Below are 19,716 nucleotides of genomic sequence, written 5' to 3' on the forward strand. Positions count from 1 at the left end.
TTCTGTTTAGTTTTCAAAGAACTTCGTGTCACCTTGTTTTGGCGACTTTATTAGTTTATCATGTCTGTCTCTTTCTGTCAAACACTTTTTAAACTTTTTTCGAAACTTTTTATTTCGTACGTCTCTCATTGACGACTCACTTATAATATCATCATTTATATAAATCGTCAATTGTATTTTAATGAATTTTTTTATAAATTTAAATAATCTATACTTATTATTATATATTTATATTAAAAAGAGGGAATGCTTGATTCCCTCTCCTCTCTTTTATTGTTCTTTAATAAAAGCTAATAATTGTTCAGCAGCTTTACGTGGTCCTGAATGTTCTTGACCTTCAATTGCTAAACGTGTACGTAATTGACCAACTTTGATATTCTTATCAAATAGCTTCTCAAAGTATTTATCAATTAATGGGTCTGTTTGATCTTTTAACTGAACCGGGCCAAATGGGTTAGCAAAGTATGATTCTACTAGTCCTGTTTCTGTTGTTGTTCCTTTAGCTTTACGCGCTCCCCGAACGAATACAGCTTTAGCTTCATCAACATTATTGAAAAATTCGAATTCTTCTCCTCCTTCTTCATAGTTGTTAGCATATAAGAACATATCAATAGGGCGACCCGTTGTAATATCTTTATATGTTGCTACCGGGATAACGATACGAGCATTTGTTTTATCTGGATTCATGAAGATACTACGGTCAATTGTACGATATGCATATCCTGTATCTAAATCATCTAGACGAACAAAGGCTCCAATCTCAGTACCATATGCACGTATTTCTCCTTTTTCTAATGATAAAGTTCCCATATCGTCAAAAATTGTTTTCATTTCTTTGATTTCATCTTCAGCAATCATACGTACGGCTTCTAATGTTTCAGATTTACCTGCTCCACTATCTCCGATTACAACGATATTACTTTGTTTTCCACTTTTTAATGTTAATTCAATCATAGCACCGTGTAGTGGAAGTTTCTTTTCATTAATCATTTTAACATTATATAAGGTTAAGATCATTTTTTTCATATATCCGAAATAGTCGTGGTCTTCGCTATATGAAGCATATCCAATCATAATGTCATTTGCTTTATCTTGATAGAAGACTGCGCGATCTTCTTTATCTTTATTACCATATACATAAATTAAGTCTGGCTTACGATTTTGACATTCTTCTAAGTCTGCTAGTTCGAATAAATTACACATGGTGACACCTTGCGCCATGAAATCACGGTGGAAGTAGACATAAGCTAATGCTGTTCCTACTTTAGCAGGGTAAACGAACCAGTTATTTGGATCTAAGTATAATCCATCTAATGGATTTTCAAAGACTTCTTCGAAGATTCCATCACGTTTTGTACGTTTTGGATAAGTGATAAATGGGGGTGTTAATACGATTGATTCAATAAAAGCAGGATAACGTAATCCCATATATTGCATTGGGATATCCCATTGAATTTCATTTAAAACTAAGCCTGCATTGGCACCTACAATTAACTGGCGATAAACGTTTTGGTGGTGTCCGAATAAACGCTCTTCAATCGTACGGTAAACTTTTAATACTAAGTTTGTAAATGAATTATTTGCTTCAATAAATTTGATTTTCTGAATACCTGTTCCTTCTGCACTGTTATAGATAATACTGTAACGTTCTAATTGACGCCAATAATCATAAAGTGCTTCAATAAATTCAATTAATGTGTCTTTATGTTGTAATAAAACGATGAACGAACGGTTCATCTGCATGATTTCGTCAATTTCTAAAACTAATAATAACTTAAATAACGAAGTTAATTCGCTTGCAATTTGTCCTTCCCCGCATACGTAAGATAATTGCTCATATACTGGTGATTCTTTCTTTTTTAATTTTTTTAAGAATCTTGTTAAAACTCGTTCGAACCCTTGGCTATTTAATAACTCATCTTCTGTATTACAATAGTGTGCAGAAAAGTTGATAACTGCGGTATTACGTTCTAATTCAAATTGTGGCTTCATTACGTTGTCCCCTTTCTTCTTACTTTTTACATTCAGGAAGAACTTCCTTAATGTATTCAATTAGTAAGTCAATCTCCCTTTCTGTGATTTCTCCGATAATTCCAACGCGTAGCATTCTTCCAGCGTAAATTCCCATTCCTCCCGCAACGGTGAAGTCATATCGTTCATCAATTAGTGCTGTTAACTTGCTTCCATCTATATCTTTTGGAACGATAACAGGCACTAATACATTTCCTCGAATGGATTCATCTTCAATAAATAAAGTAAATCCTAACTCTTTAAATTTATCTTCAGCATATTTACGAATGGATTGTTTGTCCTCGATAATTTGAGGTAATCCTTTTGCTAATAGTTGACGCAATGCGGCTTGTAATGCTACAACGATTGAAATAGCTGGTGTAAATGGTTGCTCAGCTTTGTTGTAAAAATAATTCAAATACTTACGATAGTCCCAATAATATTTTGGAATGTTTGAATGTTCTACTGCTTCTTTTGCCTTATTACTTAAAGCAACAAAGCTAAGTCCGGGAGGAAGTAAAAATCCTTTTTGGCTACTAGCGACTGCACAGTCAACTCCCCATTCATCTAAATGAAACTGTTGAACGATCATTCCACTAATACAGTCCGCAATTAAAAGACGATCTGTATTTTTTGTTAAATTTCCTAATTGTTCAAGATTATTCACAACACCTGTTGCAGTTTCATGATAGGTAACAAAGATTCCTTTGATTGCTGGATGTTTTTCTAAAATCTCCTCAACATCTACTACATTATAAGTTTTTCCCCACTCATAACGTAATTCATGAACTTGTAATCCATAAACTTGACAGATTTCAATAAATCTTTCCCCAAACCATCCTGTATTAATGACTAAGACTTCATCATTTGTCGAGAACAAGTTGACGATTGTTGATTCCATCGATCCTGTCCCAGATGATGTTAGGATCAAAACATCATTGTTAGTATCAAAGACAACTTTTAAATCTTCATTAATTTCTTTTAATAGTTGATGATAATCTGCCATTCGATGATGAATTAAGTCTTGTCCTAATACTTGTCTAATTTCTTCAGGCACATTCGTAGGACCAGGTGTAAATAAAATCTTACTCATTTGTGTCACCCACTTCTTTATAAATAACAGTATATATATAAAATACGTCTTTTTCCTTAATTTGTCATTATCTGCTAATGTTTTTTTTAATATATAAAGGGAGATTGCTACTCATCTCCCTTTATGCTATGTTTAGCAACTTGTTACTTTTTTTGCGATGTCAGTTCGATAGAATAGATCATCACAATTAATTTTTTGAATTTCTTTATAAACTTTTTGGCGTGCCTCTTCTAATGTGTTTCCACTTCCAACCACAAACAGAACACGTCCACCATTTAATGTAATCTTTCCATCTACTAGTTTTGTTCCCATATGACAGACATCGACATCTACTAAGTTTTCAAGTCCTTCAATCACAGTTCCTTTGACATATGAACTTGGATATCCTTTTGCTGCTAATACAACTCCTACTGTGGCTTGATCCGACCAAACACATTCGATATCTTTTCCATCAAGTAAAGAGAATATAATATCTGTTAATTCTGTTTCAAGACGAGGTAGTAATACCTCTGTTTCAGGATCTCCAAAACGTGCATTGAATTCAATCACTTTAATTCCATTTGCTGTTTTCATGAGTCCAGCATATAAGATTCCTGTAAATGGGATTCCTTCTTCAATCATTGCTTTGGTCATCGGCTCAATAACAGTTTGAATAGCTTCTTCATAATCAGTATCTAAGATTAATGGGTGTGGACTATGATTTCCCATTCCACCTGTATTGAGACCTTTATCATTATCATATGCTCGTTTATAATCACGTGCAATTGGCATGGCTTTATAAATATCATTTGATACAAAGGCCATTAATGAGAATTCTTCACCATCTAAAAATTCTTCAATGACTACTTTTGAAGAAGCATCTTCAAACTTACGGTCTAAAAGCATTTCTTTTACTGTTTGGTTAGCTTCTTCTAATGTTTGACAAATAACAACACCTTTTCCGGCTGCTAAACCATCTGCTTTGATTACGATTGGCATCGATTGAGTTTCTAAGTATGCTAATGCTTCTTCTACTTGAGTAAACTCGCCATAAGCAGCCGTAGGAATGTTATATTTCGACATCATATATTTAGCGAATGATTTACTACCTTCGATTAAAGCGGCTTCTTTTGTTGGACCAAATACGGGTAAATCTAATTCCTTGAATTTATTAACAACCCCAGCCATTAATGCCATTTCTGGTCCTACGATGGTTAAATCAATTTGATTTTTCTTTGCAAAGTTAGCTAATGCATTTACATCAGTCTCTTCAATAGGAACTAATGTTGCTTCAATCATTCCGTCATTTCCTGGCGCACAAAAAATTTCTGTTACTTTTGAATCACGAGCTAATTTTTTAACGACTGCATGTTCGCGTCCACCGCGTCCAATAACTAAAACTTTCATTTCTTTCTCCTCTATTCCCGCTTCAATTAATGTTTAAAATGACGAACTTTTGTGAAGACCATTGCGATTCCATGTTTATTACATGCATCAATTGAGTCTTGGTCTTTAATTGATCCACCAGGTTGAATAATCGCTTTGATTCCATATTTTGCAGCTAATTCGACTGTATCTGACATTGGGAAGAAGGCATCTGACGCTAGGTAAGCCCCTTGTGCTAATGCTCCAGCTTGTTCTAATGCAATTTTAGCTGATCCAACACGATTCATTTGTCCAGCTCCAACTCCGATTGTCATATCATTTTTAACTAATGTAATGGCATTTGATTTAACATGTTTACAAACTTGGAATCCGAATAATAATTGTTCTAAGTCTTCTTCCGTTGGTTTAACTTCAGTGACACATTCTAAATCTTCTTTTTTCACTTGAACTGTGTCTAACTCTTGAACTAATAATCCACCTTTAACTGAAACTAATTTTTGTCCTGGTTGTAGACGTTGACTCATATCTGTTGTTAATAAGCGAATGTTCTTCTTTTGTTTTAAAACTTCTAACGCTTCTTCTGTGAAGCTTGGTGCAATGACGATTTCTAAAAAGATTTTATGTAATTCTTCAGCTAATGGCTTCGATACTTCACGGTTTAAGGCAACAATTCCACCGAAGATTGATGTTGGATCGGCTTCATAAGCTTTTGCATAAGCTTCTTCAATTGTTGTTCCAAGTCCTACTCCACATGGATTCATATGTTTAACCGCAACGGCTGCAGCTCCTTCAAACTCTTGTAAAATTTCTAAAGCTGCGTTTGCATCTGAGATGTTATTGTAAGATAATTCTTTCCCATGTAATTGCTCACTCGATACAACACTATATGATGGTTGTTGTAATGTTTGATAAAATGCTGCTTTTTGGTGTGGGTTTTCTCCGTAACGTAACGTTTGCTTTAAGTCATAAGTGACTGTTAGTTTTTCTGGAACTTCTACTTCGTTAATTTCATTAAAATAGTTAGCGATCATCGCATCGTATGCTGCTGTATGATTAAAAACTTTTCCAGCTAACATTTGACGTGTTTTTAGAGTTGTATTGCCTTGCTCACGAATTTCAGAAATGATTAAATCGTAATCATTTGCATCGACAACTACTGTGACATCATTAAAGTTTTTCGCTGCTGAACGTAACATTGATGGTCCACCGATATCGATATTTTCGATTTTATCTTCGTGAGTGGCTTCAGGGTTTTGAATGGTTTTAGCAAATGGATATAAATTAACACAAACTAAGTCGATGTATTCGATGTTGTTTTGTGTGACTTGTTCTTGATGATGAGCATCGTCACGTTTAGCTAATAATCCACCATGTACCATTGGGTGTAACGTTTTAACGCGTCCTTCTAAGATTTCTGGAAATCCTGTCACTTCATCAATAGCAATGACGTTCATGCCTGCTTCTTCTAATGTTTTCTTTGTTCCTCCAGTTGAGATAATTTCATATCCTAATTCGACTAAGTTTTGAACGAATGATACTAAGTTTGTCTTGTCTGATACACTAACTAATGCACGTTTCATCTCTCGTACTCCTCCTAAGCTTGTAAAAGTTGCGTAATAACTTGCGGATACAACTCATGTTCTAATGCGTGAATACGCGTTTCAACTTCTTCTCTTGTTTCATTTCCTGTTCGTTTAAAGCATGCTTGATCGATAATATTTCCTGTATCAATCCCTGCGTCAACATAGTGTACAGTCACTCCCATGACTTTTACACCATAATTTAAAGCATCTCCAATTCCATCACGACCTGGAAAAGCAGGTAATAACGCTGGATGGATGTTAATAATTTTACCTTCATAGGCATTGAGTAAGGTTTCCCCGATAATACGCATATAACCAGCTAAGACAATTAAATCTGGTTGAATCAAATTTAATCGTTGGCAGATTTCTTTTTCGAAATCTGCTTTTGTTTCATACTCTTTTGGATTAAAAACGAATGTCGGAATGTGTAGTTTTTCCGCACGTTCTAAACAGTAAGCTCCTGCTTTGTCGCAAACTAGTAATGCCACTTCACATGTTTTTTGATGTAACTTATCAACGATAGTTTGAAAGTTGCTTCCACTTCCTGATGCAAAAACAACTATTTTTTTCATACTAATTGAACTCCTTCACTGTCTGTTACTACACCGATGACGTGTGGTTTTTCTCCAGCTTCTGTTAAACTATTCATTGCTTTTTCCACGTCTTCTGCTGCTACGATGATTGCCATTCCAATTCCCATGTTGAAGATGTTATACATTTCACGCTCATCTAACTTTCCTAATTCTTTTAAATAGTTAAAGATTGGTGGCATTGGATATGAGTCTTTATTGATTTTCACCCCATGACCAGCCGGTAAAGTACGAGGAATATTTTCATCAAATCCTCCACCTGTAATGTGTGCCATTCCATGAACGTCTACCTCTTTTAATAAAGATAAGATTGGTTTAACATAAATTTTTGTTGGAGCTAATACAGCTTCTCCAACTGTCATTCCTAATGATTCTTCGTATGTGTTTAAATCGATGTTGTTATCTTTGAATAAGATTTTACGGACTAGTGAGTATCCATTTGAGTGAATTCCGCTCGATAATAATCCGATGATGACATCACCTGCTTTTACTTTTTCACCTGTGATTAATTGATCTTTTTCAACAACTCCAACAGCAAATCCTGCTAAATCATAGTGGTCTAAGTCATACATATCTGGCATTTCAGCAGTTTCTCCACCTATTAAGGCAGCACCTGCTTGTTCACATCCGTCTGCCACTCCTTTAACAATAGCTTCAATTTTTGCAGGCTCATTTTTTCCAACTGCTACATAATCAAGGAAGTATAATGGTTCTGCCCCTTGTACAACGATGTCGTTAACACACATAGCTACGCAGTCAATTCCAATCGTGTCATGAACATCAGCTTTAATAGCAACCATTAATTTTGTTCCAACACCATCTGTTCCTGAAACTAATAAGGGTTGTTTATAGTTTAGGGACGATAAGTCAAACATGGCTCCAAAAGCTCCAATTCCAGAGAATACCCCTTTGCGATGTGTTTTTGCTACGTGTTTTTTAATACGGTTAACCGATTCGTAGCCTGCTTCTAAGCTAACCCCAGATTGTTCATATGCTTTACTCATTTCTCTTCCACCTCTTATTTAACTTCTTTGTTTGCACATTTTACATCTTCATATAAATAGGTTGGGTAATCGCCGTTAAAACAAGCGACGCATTGTCCGCAGTTTTTTCCGAGTTTTGGACTGCGTCCCACTCCTTTTGTTAATCCATCAACTGAGATGAAAGCAAGCGAATCGGCACCAATCACTTCACAAATTTGCTCTGTTGTATGGGTTGCCGCAATGAGTTCATCATATGTTGAGAAATCAACTCCATAAAAACATGGGAATTTAATTTCAGGTGAAGCGATGCGTACATGGACTTCCTTAGCTCCTGCCTCACGCAACATGTCAACCATTCTACGAGACGTTGTTCCACGAACGATTGAGTCATCAATTAAGACCACGCGCTTGTCTTTAACAATTGAGCGAACAGCTGATAATTTCATCTTCACACCTTGTTCACGAAGTGCTTGTGAAGGTTGAATGAATGTACGACCGATATATTTATTTTTTACCATTCCGATTTCGAATGGGATGTTTGCCTCTTCGGCATATCCAATAGCCGCGCTTAATCCTGAATCAGGAACACCTACTACGATATCGGCTTCAATCGGTGCTTCTTGTGCTAAAATACGACCACAATTTTTACGAGCTTGATGAACGTTAATTCCTTCGACGTCACTGTCAGGGCGTGCAAAGTAAACGTACTCCATACTACACATGCTTTGATCACATGTTGTTGCATATCGTTCTGATGTTATTCCCTCTAAATCGATACGAATAACTTCTCCTGGTTTGACGTCACGAATATACTCTGCCCCGATGACATCAAAAGCACAAGTTTCAGAGGCAACAACGATTCCATTGTCCCCAATGCGTCCAAGTGATAGTGGACGTAAACCAAATTTATCTAAAGCAATGTACATTTCGTTTTCTTTTAATAATAAGAAGGCAAAAGCTCCTTCGATATAAAGTAATGATTCTTTTAAAGCAGTTAGCATGTCTCCACGTTGACGCTTTAATAAGTGAGCTAAAATTTCTGAATCTGATGTTGTTTGAAAGATACTTCCTTCACTTTCTAAATACACTTTTAATTGATTGGCATTAACTAAGTTTCCATTATGACATAATCCAAGTGGACCAGATTGAGAACGGAATAAGAAGGGCTGTACATTCATGATTCCTCCTCCACCAGCTGTTGAATAACGAACGTGACCAATTGAATGGATTCCTTTTAAACGATCGATATCTTGTTGGGTAAAGACGTTACGAACAAGTCCTTCTCCTTTATGCTGATGAAGCATTTTTCCATCACTTGTGACAATTCCTGCTCCTTCTTGACCGCGATGTTGAAGGGCATGAAGACCGTAATAAGTTAATTCAGCTGCATTTTCATGGTTAAATACTCCGAACACACCGCATTCTTCATTCATCTTATTTTCAAAAAATAAATCTAATTCTGACATATTCCCCACCTTAGCGACTTACGCGATTTAAAATTTCAATATAAGCTTCTTCTACATTTCCAAGGTCACGACGGAAACGATCTTTGTCTAATTTTTCGTTTGTTTCTTTGTCCCATAAACGGCATGTATCTGGTGAAATTTCATCTGCTAATACGATTGTCCCGTCTTCTGTACGTCCGAATTCAATTTTAAAGTCGATTAAACGGATTCCTTGTGCATCGAAGAATTCAATTAAGGCTTGGTTGATTTCTAATGTCATTTCTTTGATTGTTGCTAATTCTTCATATGTCGCTAATCCTAATGCTACGGCATGATCGTCATTGATTAACGGATCTCCATATGCATCATTTTTGTAGCATAATTCGTATACCACATTGCTTGGAATTGTTCCCTCTTCGATTCCTAAGCGTTTTGCCATGCTTCCTGCGATGATGTTACGGACGATAACTTCTAATGGTACGATTTCAACTTTGTGACATAATTGATCACGGTCATTTAATTTTTCGATGAAGTGAGTTTTAACTCCACGTTTTTCTAACATTTCGAAAATGATAGTTGTAATCGCGTTATTTAAAATTCCTTTGTTAGTAATACTTGTTTTTTTTACCCCATTGAATGCTGTTGCATCATCTTTATAGTGGATGATTACTTTTGCTACATCATCTGTTTTGAAAATTTGTTTTGCTTTTCCTTCGTATAACATTACTCGCTCTTGATTCATAGCTATGCCCTCCATTTTATCTCTATATAATATAGAAAGTAATTTTAGACAAACGCTCCGAGCTTTTGCGAGGAGCTAGTTTGTCTTATCCTGTGGGTTGAATAAACTCTCCGAACCTCTGTGAGGAGTTAGGATTGTTTATTCTCAAGGTTCCTTTCTTCTCTCATCCTAATTACTTGTTTTTTTACTCAATCTAGTTTCAAATAGCAGCTTGGCTATAAAGTTACAAACTATCTAACGACTCTCTATGTGTCACTGCCAGTTTTCATAACTTTTACGCGAAGCTAACCGCTTGATCTAACCTTTTATATTATTTAAAGTATTTAACTCCACTTTGGAAGATTAATTGATCGTAGTCACCTGGTACGTTTTTAAAGATTTGTTCACCCATACGTTCAGAGTGTCCCATTTTACCAAGAATGCGTCCATCTGGACTTGTGATACCTTCTACGGCTGCAATTGATCCGTTTGGATTATAGATTCCATTCATTGTTGGTTTTCCGTCTAGGTCAACATATTGTGTCGCAATTTGACCATTTTCGATTAATTGTTTGATCATAGCATCGTTAGCAACGAATTTCCCTTCTCCATGTGAGATGGCTACGTTGTGGATATCTCCAACATTTGCTCCTGATAACCAAGGTGATTTATTTGAAGCAATTCGTGTACGAATAATTTTAGACATATGACGGTTAATATCATTTTTCGTTAATGTTGGTGAATCTTCTGTCACCATTCCAAATTTTCCATATGGTAATAACCCTGATTTGATTAAGGCTTGGAATCCGTTACAAATCCCTAAAATTAATCCATCACGCTCTAATAATCCTTCAATACTTTCACGGATTTGTTCATTCATTAATACTGATGTAATGAATTTTCCTGATCCATCTGGCTCATCTCCGGCGCTGAATCCTCCTGATAACATTAAAATTTGTGATTCATTGATATGTTTAACCATACGTTCGATTGACGCTTCGATATCTTGATGGTTTTGGTTACAGAATACATCAATCATTGATTTAGCTCCTGCTTGTTCGAAAGCACGTGCAGTATCATACTCACAGTTTGTTCCCGGGAAGACTGGTAAGAAGACTTGTGGTGTTGCACCTAACGATGACGTTGTGATGATTGTATTTTCATAATTCACTGTTGGAACTTTTGCTTCTTCAGCTACAGATGCGACTGGATATAAGTTTTCAAATGTTCCTTGCCATGCAGCTAAGCTCTCCTCAATTGTAATGACTTCTTGGTTGATTACGATTAACGGATCAGTTGTTGTTTTTCCTAATAAGTGTGCCTGATCGAATAATAATGGACGATCCGATTCAACAATGATTGAACCTAATTCTAAGTTAAATAAATCATATCCTGTTTTAATATTTGCTCCAATTTTATTACCAAATGACATTTTAGCAATCGCTTCAGCAATCCCACCTTGTTTAATTGTGAAGGCAGATTTGATATGCCCAATTGTAACCATGTCATAGATAAAGTTAAAGTTTTCTTTTAATTGTTCGATATTTGGCATTAAATCTTTTGTTGGTTCATGTTTAATTAAGTAGATATAATGTTCTGGGGCTTTAAATTCTGGTGATAAAATTTTATTTGCTTTTTCAACTTGTACTGCGAATGAGATTAATGTTGGTGGAACGTGTAAATCTTCAAATGAACCACTCATACTATCTTTCCCACCAATTGCTGGTAAGCCAAATCCTTTTTGAACGTAAATTGATCCTAATAAAGCTGCAAATGGTTGTCCCCAGTTCTTAGGATCTTGACCTAAACGACGGAAATATTCTTGGAATGAGAAACGAATTCCTTGCCATTTACCACCTAATGCCACGATTTTAGCCATTGATTCAACGACAGCATAAGCTGATCCGTGGAATGGTGACCATGATGTAATCTCAGGATTATATCCGTAAGTTAACATACTGACAGTGTTTGTCACTCCATGACGAAGTGGAATTTTATGAACTGAACCTTCTGTTTCAGTTAATTGATATTTCCCACCGTAAGGCATTAAAACAGTTGTTCCTCCGATAGTCGAATCGAACATTTCAACCATTCCTTGTTGTGAGGCAACGTTTGGTTGTTTTAAGTTATTTAAGAATTTTTCTTTAATTGATTTTCCTTCTACTTTACTTACAAATGGATTATCTTCTAAATCAGTTGGTACGATAATATTAGTTGATTGACGTGCTCCATTTGTATCTAAGAAGTCACGTGATAAGTTAACGATGGCGCGTCCGTTCCAGTTCATCACTAAACGGTTAGTATCTGTCACTTCTGCTACGATTGTTGCTTCTAAATTTTCTTTATTCGCGAACTCAATTAATGCATTCACATCTTCTTTAGCTACTAAGACCGCCATACGTTCTTGCGATTCTGATACGGCAAGTTCTGTTCCATTTAATCCGCTATACTTGACAGGAACAGCATTTAAGTCAATATTTAATCCATCTGCTAACTCACCGATGGCAACACAAACCCCACCTGCTCCAAAGTCGTTACATTTTTTGATTAAACGAGTCACTTCACCGTTACGGAATAAGCGTTGGATTTTACGCTCAGTTGGTGCATTTCCTTTTTGAACTTCTGATGAAGCGGTTTGAATTGATGTTTCAGTGTGGGCTTTTGATGATCCAGTTGCACCACCGATTCCATCACGTCCTGTACGTCCACCTAATAAAACAATAATATCCCCTGCTTCAGGCTTTTCACGACGAACGTCACTTGCTTTAACAGCTCCGACAACTGCTCCAACCTCCATATGTTTTGCTTTATATCCTTCATGATAAATTTCACGAACGAATGTTGTTGGTAAACCAATTTGATTTCCATATGAACTATTTCCATCAGCTGAACGTTTAGAAATAATTTTTTGTGGAAGCTTTCCTTCCATTGTTTCTTCTACTGTTTCTAAAACATTTGCTCCACCGCTGATACGCATCGCTTGGTAAACATAAGAGCGTCCTGATAGTGGGTCACGAATAGCTCCTCCGATACATGTTGAGGCTCCACCAAATGGTTCAATTTCTGTTGGATGGTTATGTGTTTCATTTTTGAACATTAATAACCATGGTTCAGTTTCTCCATCAACATCAACATCGATATAGATGCTGCACGCATTGATTTCATCTGAAACTTCTAAATCATTTAATGATCCTAATTTGCGTTGTTCTTTCATTGCAATTGTTGCCATGTCCATTAAAGTCATTGGCTTACGATTATGATGCACACGCTCACGCATCATGCAGTACTCTTCAAATGTTTGTTGTAAAATATCATGGAAACGTCCACTTTCAAATGTCACATTTTCAATTAATGTTTCGAATGTTGTATGACGACAGTGGTCTGACCAGTAAGTATCAAGCACTTTTAACTCCGTTTCTGTTGGATTACGGCGTTCTTCTTTGCGGAAGTAGGCTTGAATCATTTTAATATCATCAAGTGTCATTGCCATTCCGTGTTCATGTAAGAAATTATTTAATAATTCATCACTATAATCGATAAACCCTTCATAAGTTGGAACATCTTCAATTTCTACATTTTCATCGAAAGATAGTGGTGCTTGTAAATCTTTTTCACGCATTTCAATCGGGTTAATGTAGTATTGTTTAATTTTTTCGATTTCTACTTCTGATGCGATTCCATCTAAAATAATCACTTTACCACTCTTAACACGAACTTCGTCATTTCCTGTTAAAAGTTGAATACATTGAATTGCAGAGTCGGCACGTTGATCATATTGACCTGGTAAAAACTCAACAGCAAAATACGTTTTACCTTCTAAGTCTAACGACATGCTAACGATGTCTGTTACTGTTTCTGATAAAACATTTTGCTTTGCTGTCTCAATCTCTTGCCCGTTAACGTTAAAGACATCATAAACGTTAATCGTACGCACATTTGTTAATGATAAATGTAAGTTCTCATTTAAATCATGACATAAGCTTTTCGCTTCTGTGGCATACATCTCCTTCTTTTCTACAAAAACACGATACTGACTCATTTCTCATCCTCATCCTTTACTTTGGAAAATTAATTAAAAACTGATTAACTGTTTCTTCTAACTTTGTTTCAAAATCGTTCATGAATGTTAAATGCCCAACTTTTCGATTGGCTCGCATCTCCTCTTTCCCATAAAGGTGAAGCTTTGCATCTGAAAATTCAGGTTTTGTCCACATATTTAACGTATATTCGACATGTTGACCAAGTAAATTCACCATGATTGCTGGCTGAATTAAGGTTGGCTTGATGAGCGGTAACCCACAAACTGCGCGAATATGTTGTTCAAATTGTGATACATTGCATGCATCGATGGTGTAATGTCCTGAGTTATGTGGTCGTGGTGCTAGTTCGTTGATGATAATGTCATCTTCGACAACAAACATTTCAATAGCTAATGTTCCGACAAAATCTAATTTTTCAATTAATGTTGCTGCAACTTCTTCTGCTTTTTTTGCTAAATTAGCATCAATTCTTGCAGGAACGATACTTAAATGAAGAATCTGATTTTGATGAATGTTTTCAACAACTGGGAACGTTTCAACCTGATCGTTTGTCCCTCGAGTGACGATGACTGAGATTTCTTTTGTAAATGGTACAAATCCTTCTAAAATACAGTTTTGGTTTTCTACAACAGAATGAACATTTTCTAAATCAGAATCTGATTTTAATGTCCATTGGCCTTTTCCGTCATACCCACCACTTACTGTTTTTAAGATACTAGGATATCCAATCTTTTTAATAGCATTTTTTAAGTCATTAAAGTTATCTACTTTTTCAAATGGTGCTGTTTTAAAACCACAGTTATTAATTGATGTTTTTTCAATGTAGCGATGTTGTGTAATTGCAAGTGGTCGATATCCTTGTGGAATATAACCAGCTGATGCTAATTTTTCCACGACATGACTATCGATATTTTCAAATTCGTAAGTGACAACGTCGCTTACGGCTAATAATTGTGTTAAAGCTTCTTCACTGTCATAAGGTGCATTAATTTCTAGGTCCGCTACTTGTGCAAGTGGTCCCAAAGCAGCAGGCTCTAATACTGCTACTTTGTATCCCATTTGCTTTGCTGATATGGCCATCATGCGTCCAAGCTGACCGCCACCAATGATTCCGATTGTTGAAGGAGGTAAGATAAGATTAGTCATTAAGATCACTATCCTTTAACACGGTATCTGTCATCATTTGTCGGTACTCATCAAGTTTTGTTGCTATGCTATCGTAAGATGTACTTAACATGGAAGCGGCAAGTAATCCTGCGTTTTTAGCCCCTGCTTTTCCGATAGCAACTGTTGCAACTGGAATTCCTCCTGGCATTTGAACGATTGACAAAAGTGAATCCATTCCATTTAATGCTCTGGATTGAACTGGAACACCAATGACTGGAAGGGTTGTTTTTGCTGCAACCATTCCAGGTAAATGAGCGGCCCCACCAGCTCCAGCAACGATAACCTTAATTCCTCGCTCACGAGCAAGTTCAGCATATTCGAACATTTTATCTGGTGTCCGATGTGCTGACACCACATTTGCTTCATATGAGATTTGCAACTCATCTAAAATTGCCATTGTTTCTTGCATCGTTTCTAAGTCAGATTTACTTCCCATGATGATTCCGACTAATGGTTTTTCTGAGATTTCATAAATTCTCTCCACGATCGTGTCCTCCCCTATATTTATCTTTTCTATCCTTATAATATATAAAACTAAGGTGACAATTAAGCACACGTAACCCTAAAGGGGAACTAACGACTATGCAAAATTAAATTTTACAAGTCACCGTAAAAGTCAAAATTCGTTGTCATTGATACTACTTTTGTATCAGAGTACAATGAAGAGACTTTATAGAGCGATTGTCACTCAAAGCTAGATTGTGTAAAAGACTAAAGGCGAAGTTTTTAGAATAATCCTACACATTCACCTTCTGGTGTTACATCCATTTTTAATGCAGCTGGTTGTTTTGGAAGTCCTGGCATTGTTAAAACATTTCCTGTTAAGCAAACGATAAACCCTGCTCCAGCTGAGATACGGATTTCACGAATAGTGATATCAAAATCTGTTGGACGGCCTAATACTTTTGGATCATCACTTAAAGATACTGGCGTTTTTGCCATACATACTAAGAAGTCTTCATATCCTAATTCTTTAATTGTTTCAAGTTGAGCTTGTGCTTGTTCTGTATAAATAACATCACGCGCCCCGTATACTTTTTGAGCAATTGTTAAGATTTTATCTTCTAATTTATCTTCACGGTTATATAAATGACCGAATGTTTGATTATTGTTTTCAATTAATTCAATCACGCGGTTCGCTAATTCTTTTGCTCCTGCTCCACCGTTTAACCAAACATTTGCGATTTCACATGGATGATTGTTATCTTCACACCATGTTTTTAAGAAATTAAGTTCTGCTTCTGTATCATGTGTGAATTGGTTAATTGCCACGACGTAAGGTAAATTAAATTGTTGAATTGAATCAATGTGTTTCGCTAAGTTTTCAACACCTTTTGCTAATGCTTCAACGTTCTCTTCTTTTAAGTTATCGTACTCAACTCCACCATGCATTTTTAACGCGCGGATTGTTGCAACAATAACAACACAATCAGGTGTTAAATTTCCTTCACGACATTTAATATTTAAGAATTTCTCTGCTCCTAAATCTGCTCCAAATCCTGCTTCAGTCACCACATATTCTCCAAGTTTTAAGGCTGTTTTTGTTGCAATGATTGAGTTACATCCATGAGCAATATTCGCAAATGGGCCACCATGTACGATAGCTGGTGTATGTTCACATGTTTGAACTAAGTTTGGTTTAAGTGCATCTTTTAATAGCATCGTGATTGCACCTTGGATTTTTAAGTCTTTAACAAAGACCGGTTGATCCTCAGGTGTGTATGCCACGATAATGTTTCCGATACGTTGTTTTAAGTCTTCAAGGCTTGTTGCTAAGCAAAGAATTGCCATGATTTCAGAAGCAACTGTAATGTTGAATCCATCTTTACGTTCGATTCCATTAACATGCGAACCTTGTCCAATCGTAATGTCGCGTAAGGTACGATCATTTAAATCTAAACAACGTTTGAAGACGATTTTTGTTGGATCAACGTTACATTCATTTCCTTGGTAGATGTGATTATCAAGTAAGGCACAGATCGCATTGTTCGCTGTTGTGATTGCATGAATATCTCCTGTGAAATGTAAGTTTAAATCCTCCATTGGTAGAACTTGTGAGTACCCTCCACCAGCTGCTCCACCTTTAAGTCCCATAACTGGGCCAAGTGACGGTTCGCGTAAAGCAATAACCGATTGTTTTCCAACGTGGTAGAAACCTTGTCCTAACCCAACTGTCATCGTTGTTTTTCCTTCACCTGCTTTAGTTGGACTAATTGCCGTAACTAAGATCAACTTTCCATTTTCTTTTTCACTGTTCATGACACTTAAGTCAATTTTTGCTTTATATTTACCGTAGCACTCAATCTCATCTGAGATATTTAATTGCTCTGCAATTTCAGTAATTGGTTTTAATTCAATTTCTTTAGCAATTTGTAAATCATTTTTCATTAAGATCGCTCCTTTTTTATATCCTCATTGATTCTCTACTAAGTATTCTGTTTAGATTGATTACTCGGGATACACTATACCATGATATAACGTTTGAAGCATAAATAAAAGGCACCTTTAGAACAGTGACTAAAGGTGCTAATAACATTCTGTAAAGTTATGGAAGTGCTTTTTGTTAAATTGAGTCGAATTTTGTACTTTTTATCTCATTTTAACGGTTAATATACCCCATTGTACTTAACTGATCTTATTTGTGCAACCTTCATAGTCCCTATATTTACGGCAAGGGGTAGAAACTTTCGAACCTTATTATCGATGATATATGAATGTTGTGATTTTCATTTGACTTGTTTCATTTGTGAAAAAACTTGTAAAAAAAAACATATGCGCTAGTAAAAACACTTAACTCATACGTTTAACTTTTTTATCACAAATATGAAATTGTAGGCATAAAAATGTCGCAAATTGCTTCTTCTCTTGTTGAATATCCATGCGCTTCATTTTGATGTCCTCCTACAAAATTAACCATTTAATTTCAAAATATTTACAATTGAATTATAAACTAACCAAATCCAAATATCAACAACATTTGTAAATTTTGGATAAATTTAATTTAAAATATAAACTATATTCTTATTTATGAAAATTGAATTTAAAATATAACATTGTTATTTTATTTTTTGAGGAATCTTAAATATTGTCGTATTTTTTGGTGTTGCAACCTTTTATGAGTTATGCTATCATGTTTACAACTAAAAACGGGCTAATTCATATTCCCTCTTGAATCATATGCCCTTTAAGGACAGAAAATAACTATAATTATAACAAAGGAGGACACGCCATGAACTTATTAAACGGTAAAGTGGTTTCTACAGGATTAACATTTGATGATGTTTTATTAATCCCTCAACGTAGTGAAGTATTACCAAAGGATGTATGCTTAAAAACAAAATTAACACGTGGAATCGAATTAAATATTCCAATCATTTCATCTGCAATGGACACAGTAACTGAATCACGCTTAGCTATTGCGCTTGCTCATCAAGGTGGAGTTGGATTTATTCATAAAAATATGTCAATTGAGGAACAAGCTGAAGAAGTTCGTCGTGTTAAATTATATCAAAATGGTATGATTTCAGATCCTGTTACATTATCAGGAGATATCACTATTGCGGAAGCAAACGATAAATGCAAACACTATAAAGTATCTGGATTCCCAGTTGTTGATGAAAATGGTGTGTTAACTGGAATTATCACTAACCGTGATATGAAATACCGCGTTGATCAAAGTGTAAAAGTTTGTGATGTTATGACTGGACGCGATAAGTTAATCACTGCTCCTGTAGGAATCACATTAGATGAAGCAAAAGAAATCTTAATGCAACACCGTATTGAAAAACTTCCTATCATCAATGAAGAAGGTGTATTATGCGGATTAATTACAATCAAAGATATTGATAAAACAATGTCATATCCAAATAGTTGTAAAGATACTCAAGGGCGTTTACGTTGTGGAGCTGCCGTTGGAATTGGTGCAGATACACTAGCTCGCGTGACTGCTTTAGTTGAAGCAGGTGTTGACGTCATCACAGTTGACTCAGCTCACGGGCACTCTTTAGGTGTTATTAATACAGTTCGTCAGATTAAGGAAACATTCCCAGAATTACAAGTTATCGGTGGAAACATTGTTACTCCAGAAGCAGCAAAAGATTTAATCGATGCTGGAGCTGATGCAGTTAAAGTTGGTATCGGACCAGGTTCTATCTGTACAACTCGTGTTGTTGCTGGTGTAGGTGTTCCTCAAATTACAGCGGTTAATGATGTCTATGAATACTGTAAAACAGTTGGTGTTCCAGTTATTGCTGACGGTGGATTAAAATTAAGTGGAGACTTTGTTAAAGCAATTGCTGCTGGGGCTGATTGCGCAATGTTCGGTGGTTTATTCGCTGGATGTGAAGAAGCTCCAGGTGAAGAAATTTTATTTAATGGACGCCGTTACAAAACTTACGTTGGAATGGGATCTTTAGCTGCAATGAAACGTGGTTCAAGTGATCGTTACTTCCAAGGAAAACAACAAGAAGCTAAAAAATTAGTTCCTGAAGGAATTGAAGCCCGCGTCCCTTACAAAGGAAAATTAGAAGATGTAATCTATCAATTATGTGGCGGTTTACGTGCCGGAATGGGTTACTGTGGAACAGCTACAATTGAAGACTTAAAAACAAACGGTAAATTTGTACGTATTACAAATGCAGGTCTTCGTGAATCTCATCCACATGATGTTGAAATCACTCAAGAAGCTCCAAACTACCAAAAATAATCGAGTAGGAGATA

General features: G+C 35.9%; 13 protein-coding genes and 1 riboswitch. Of the genes, 1 reads left to right on the plus strand and 12 read right to left on the minus strand.

What is annotated here, in order from left to right:
• Positions 1-270: 270 nt before the first annotated feature.
• The 12 genes from NEH75_RS06520 to NEH75_RS06575 all read right to left on the minus strand — a co-directional run bounded on the left by NEH75_RS06520 (position 271) and on the right by NEH75_RS06575 (position 17,385).
• Positions 271-1,992, minus strand: a complete 1,722-nt coding sequence (locus tag NEH75_RS06520) for a hypothetical protein (RefSeq protein WP_055276704.1) — start codon at positions 1,990-1,992, stop codon at positions 271-273.
• Positions 1,993-2,011: 19 nt separating this feature from the next.
• On the minus strand, positions 2,012-3,103 hold the full coding sequence (locus NEH75_RS06525; protein WP_262941104.1) for a pyridoxal-phosphate-dependent aminotransferase family protein: 1,092 nt from the start codon (positions 3,101-3,103) through the stop codon (positions 2,012-2,014).
• Between the two features lie 132 nt (positions 3,104-3,235).
• Complete coding sequence (gene purD, locus NEH75_RS06530) at positions 3,236-4,489, minus strand: phosphoribosylamine--glycine ligase (protein ID WP_262941105.1); 1,254 nt, start codon at positions 4,487-4,489, stop codon at positions 3,236-3,238.
• Positions 4,490-4,515: 26 nt separating this feature from the next.
• On the minus strand, positions 4,516-6,048 hold the full coding sequence (purH, locus tag NEH75_RS06535; protein WP_055242968.1) for a bifunctional phosphoribosylaminoimidazolecarboxamide formyltransferase/IMP cyclohydrolase: 1,533 nt from the start codon (positions 6,046-6,048) through the stop codon (positions 4,516-4,518).
• 14 nt (positions 6,049-6,062) lie between these two features.
• Entirely contained in the window at positions 6,063-6,623 is a 561-nt protein-coding gene (gene purN / locus NEH75_RS06540; RefSeq protein WP_055242966.1) for a phosphoribosylglycinamide formyltransferase, read from the minus strand.
• Complete coding sequence (gene purM, locus NEH75_RS06545; RefSeq protein ID WP_055242964.1) at positions 6,620-7,645, minus strand: phosphoribosylformylglycinamidine cyclo-ligase; 1,026 nt, start codon at positions 7,643-7,645, stop codon at positions 6,620-6,622. The genes purN and purM overlap by 4 nt, the downstream gene beginning before the upstream one ends.
• A gap of 14 nt (positions 7,646-7,659) precedes the next feature.
• Positions 7,660-9,090: an amidophosphoribosyltransferase gene (gene purF, locus NEH75_RS06550; protein WP_055242962.1), complete on the minus strand. Its 1,431-nt coding sequence runs from the start codon at positions 9,088-9,090 to the stop codon at positions 7,660-7,662.
• 10 nt (positions 9,091-9,100) lie between these two features.
• Positions 9,101-9,811, minus strand: coding sequence for a phosphoribosylaminoimidazolesuccinocarboxamide synthase (gene purC, locus NEH75_RS06555; RefSeq protein WP_055305875.1), 711 nt, complete (start codon positions 9,809-9,811; stop codon positions 9,101-9,103).
• A gap of 310 nt (positions 9,812-10,121) precedes the next feature.
• The gene (locus tag NEH75_RS06560) at positions 10,122-13,829 is read right to left on the minus strand and encodes a phosphoribosylformylglycinamidine synthase (protein WP_055242958.1); all 3,708 of its coding nucleotides are present in this window, start codon (positions 13,827-13,829) and stop codon (positions 10,122-10,124) included.
• Positions 13,830-13,845: 16 nt separating this feature from the next.
• Positions 13,846-14,976, minus strand: coding sequence for a 5-(carboxyamino)imidazole ribonucleotide synthase (gene purK / locus NEH75_RS06565; RefSeq protein WP_055276693.1), 1,131 nt, complete (start codon positions 14,974-14,976; stop codon positions 13,846-13,848).
• On the minus strand, positions 14,969-15,433 hold the full coding sequence (gene purE / locus NEH75_RS06570) for a 5-(carboxyamino)imidazole ribonucleotide mutase (RefSeq protein WP_055276708.1): 465 nt from the start codon (positions 15,431-15,433) through the stop codon (positions 14,969-14,971). Before purE ends, purK begins: the two co-directional genes overlap by 8 nt.
• Positions 15,434-15,723: 290 nt before the next feature.
• A complete protein-coding gene (locus tag NEH75_RS06575) occupies positions 15,724-17,385 on the minus strand; it encodes a formate--tetrahydrofolate ligase (protein ID WP_055276691.1) in 1,662 nt (553 codons plus the stop codon).
• A gap of 245 nt (positions 17,386-17,630) precedes the next feature.
• A riboswitch (purine riboswitch) is annotated at positions 17,631-17,731 on the minus strand.
• 495 nt (positions 17,732-18,226) lie between these two features.
• On the opposite strand from NEH75_RS06575, the gene guaB reads away from it, so the two are divergent.
• Positions 18,227-19,702: an IMP dehydrogenase gene (gene guaB, locus NEH75_RS06580; RefSeq protein ID WP_055242952.1), complete on the plus strand. Its 1,476-nt coding sequence runs from the start codon at positions 18,227-18,229 to the stop codon at positions 19,700-19,702.
• The last annotated feature ends 14 nt before the right edge of the window (positions 19,703-19,716 follow it).

It is taken from the genome of Turicibacter sp. T129 (assembly GCF_025594975.1).
Classification (GTDB): Bacteria; Bacillota_I; Bacilli_A; order MOL361; family Turicibacteraceae; genus Turicibacter; species Turicibacter bilis.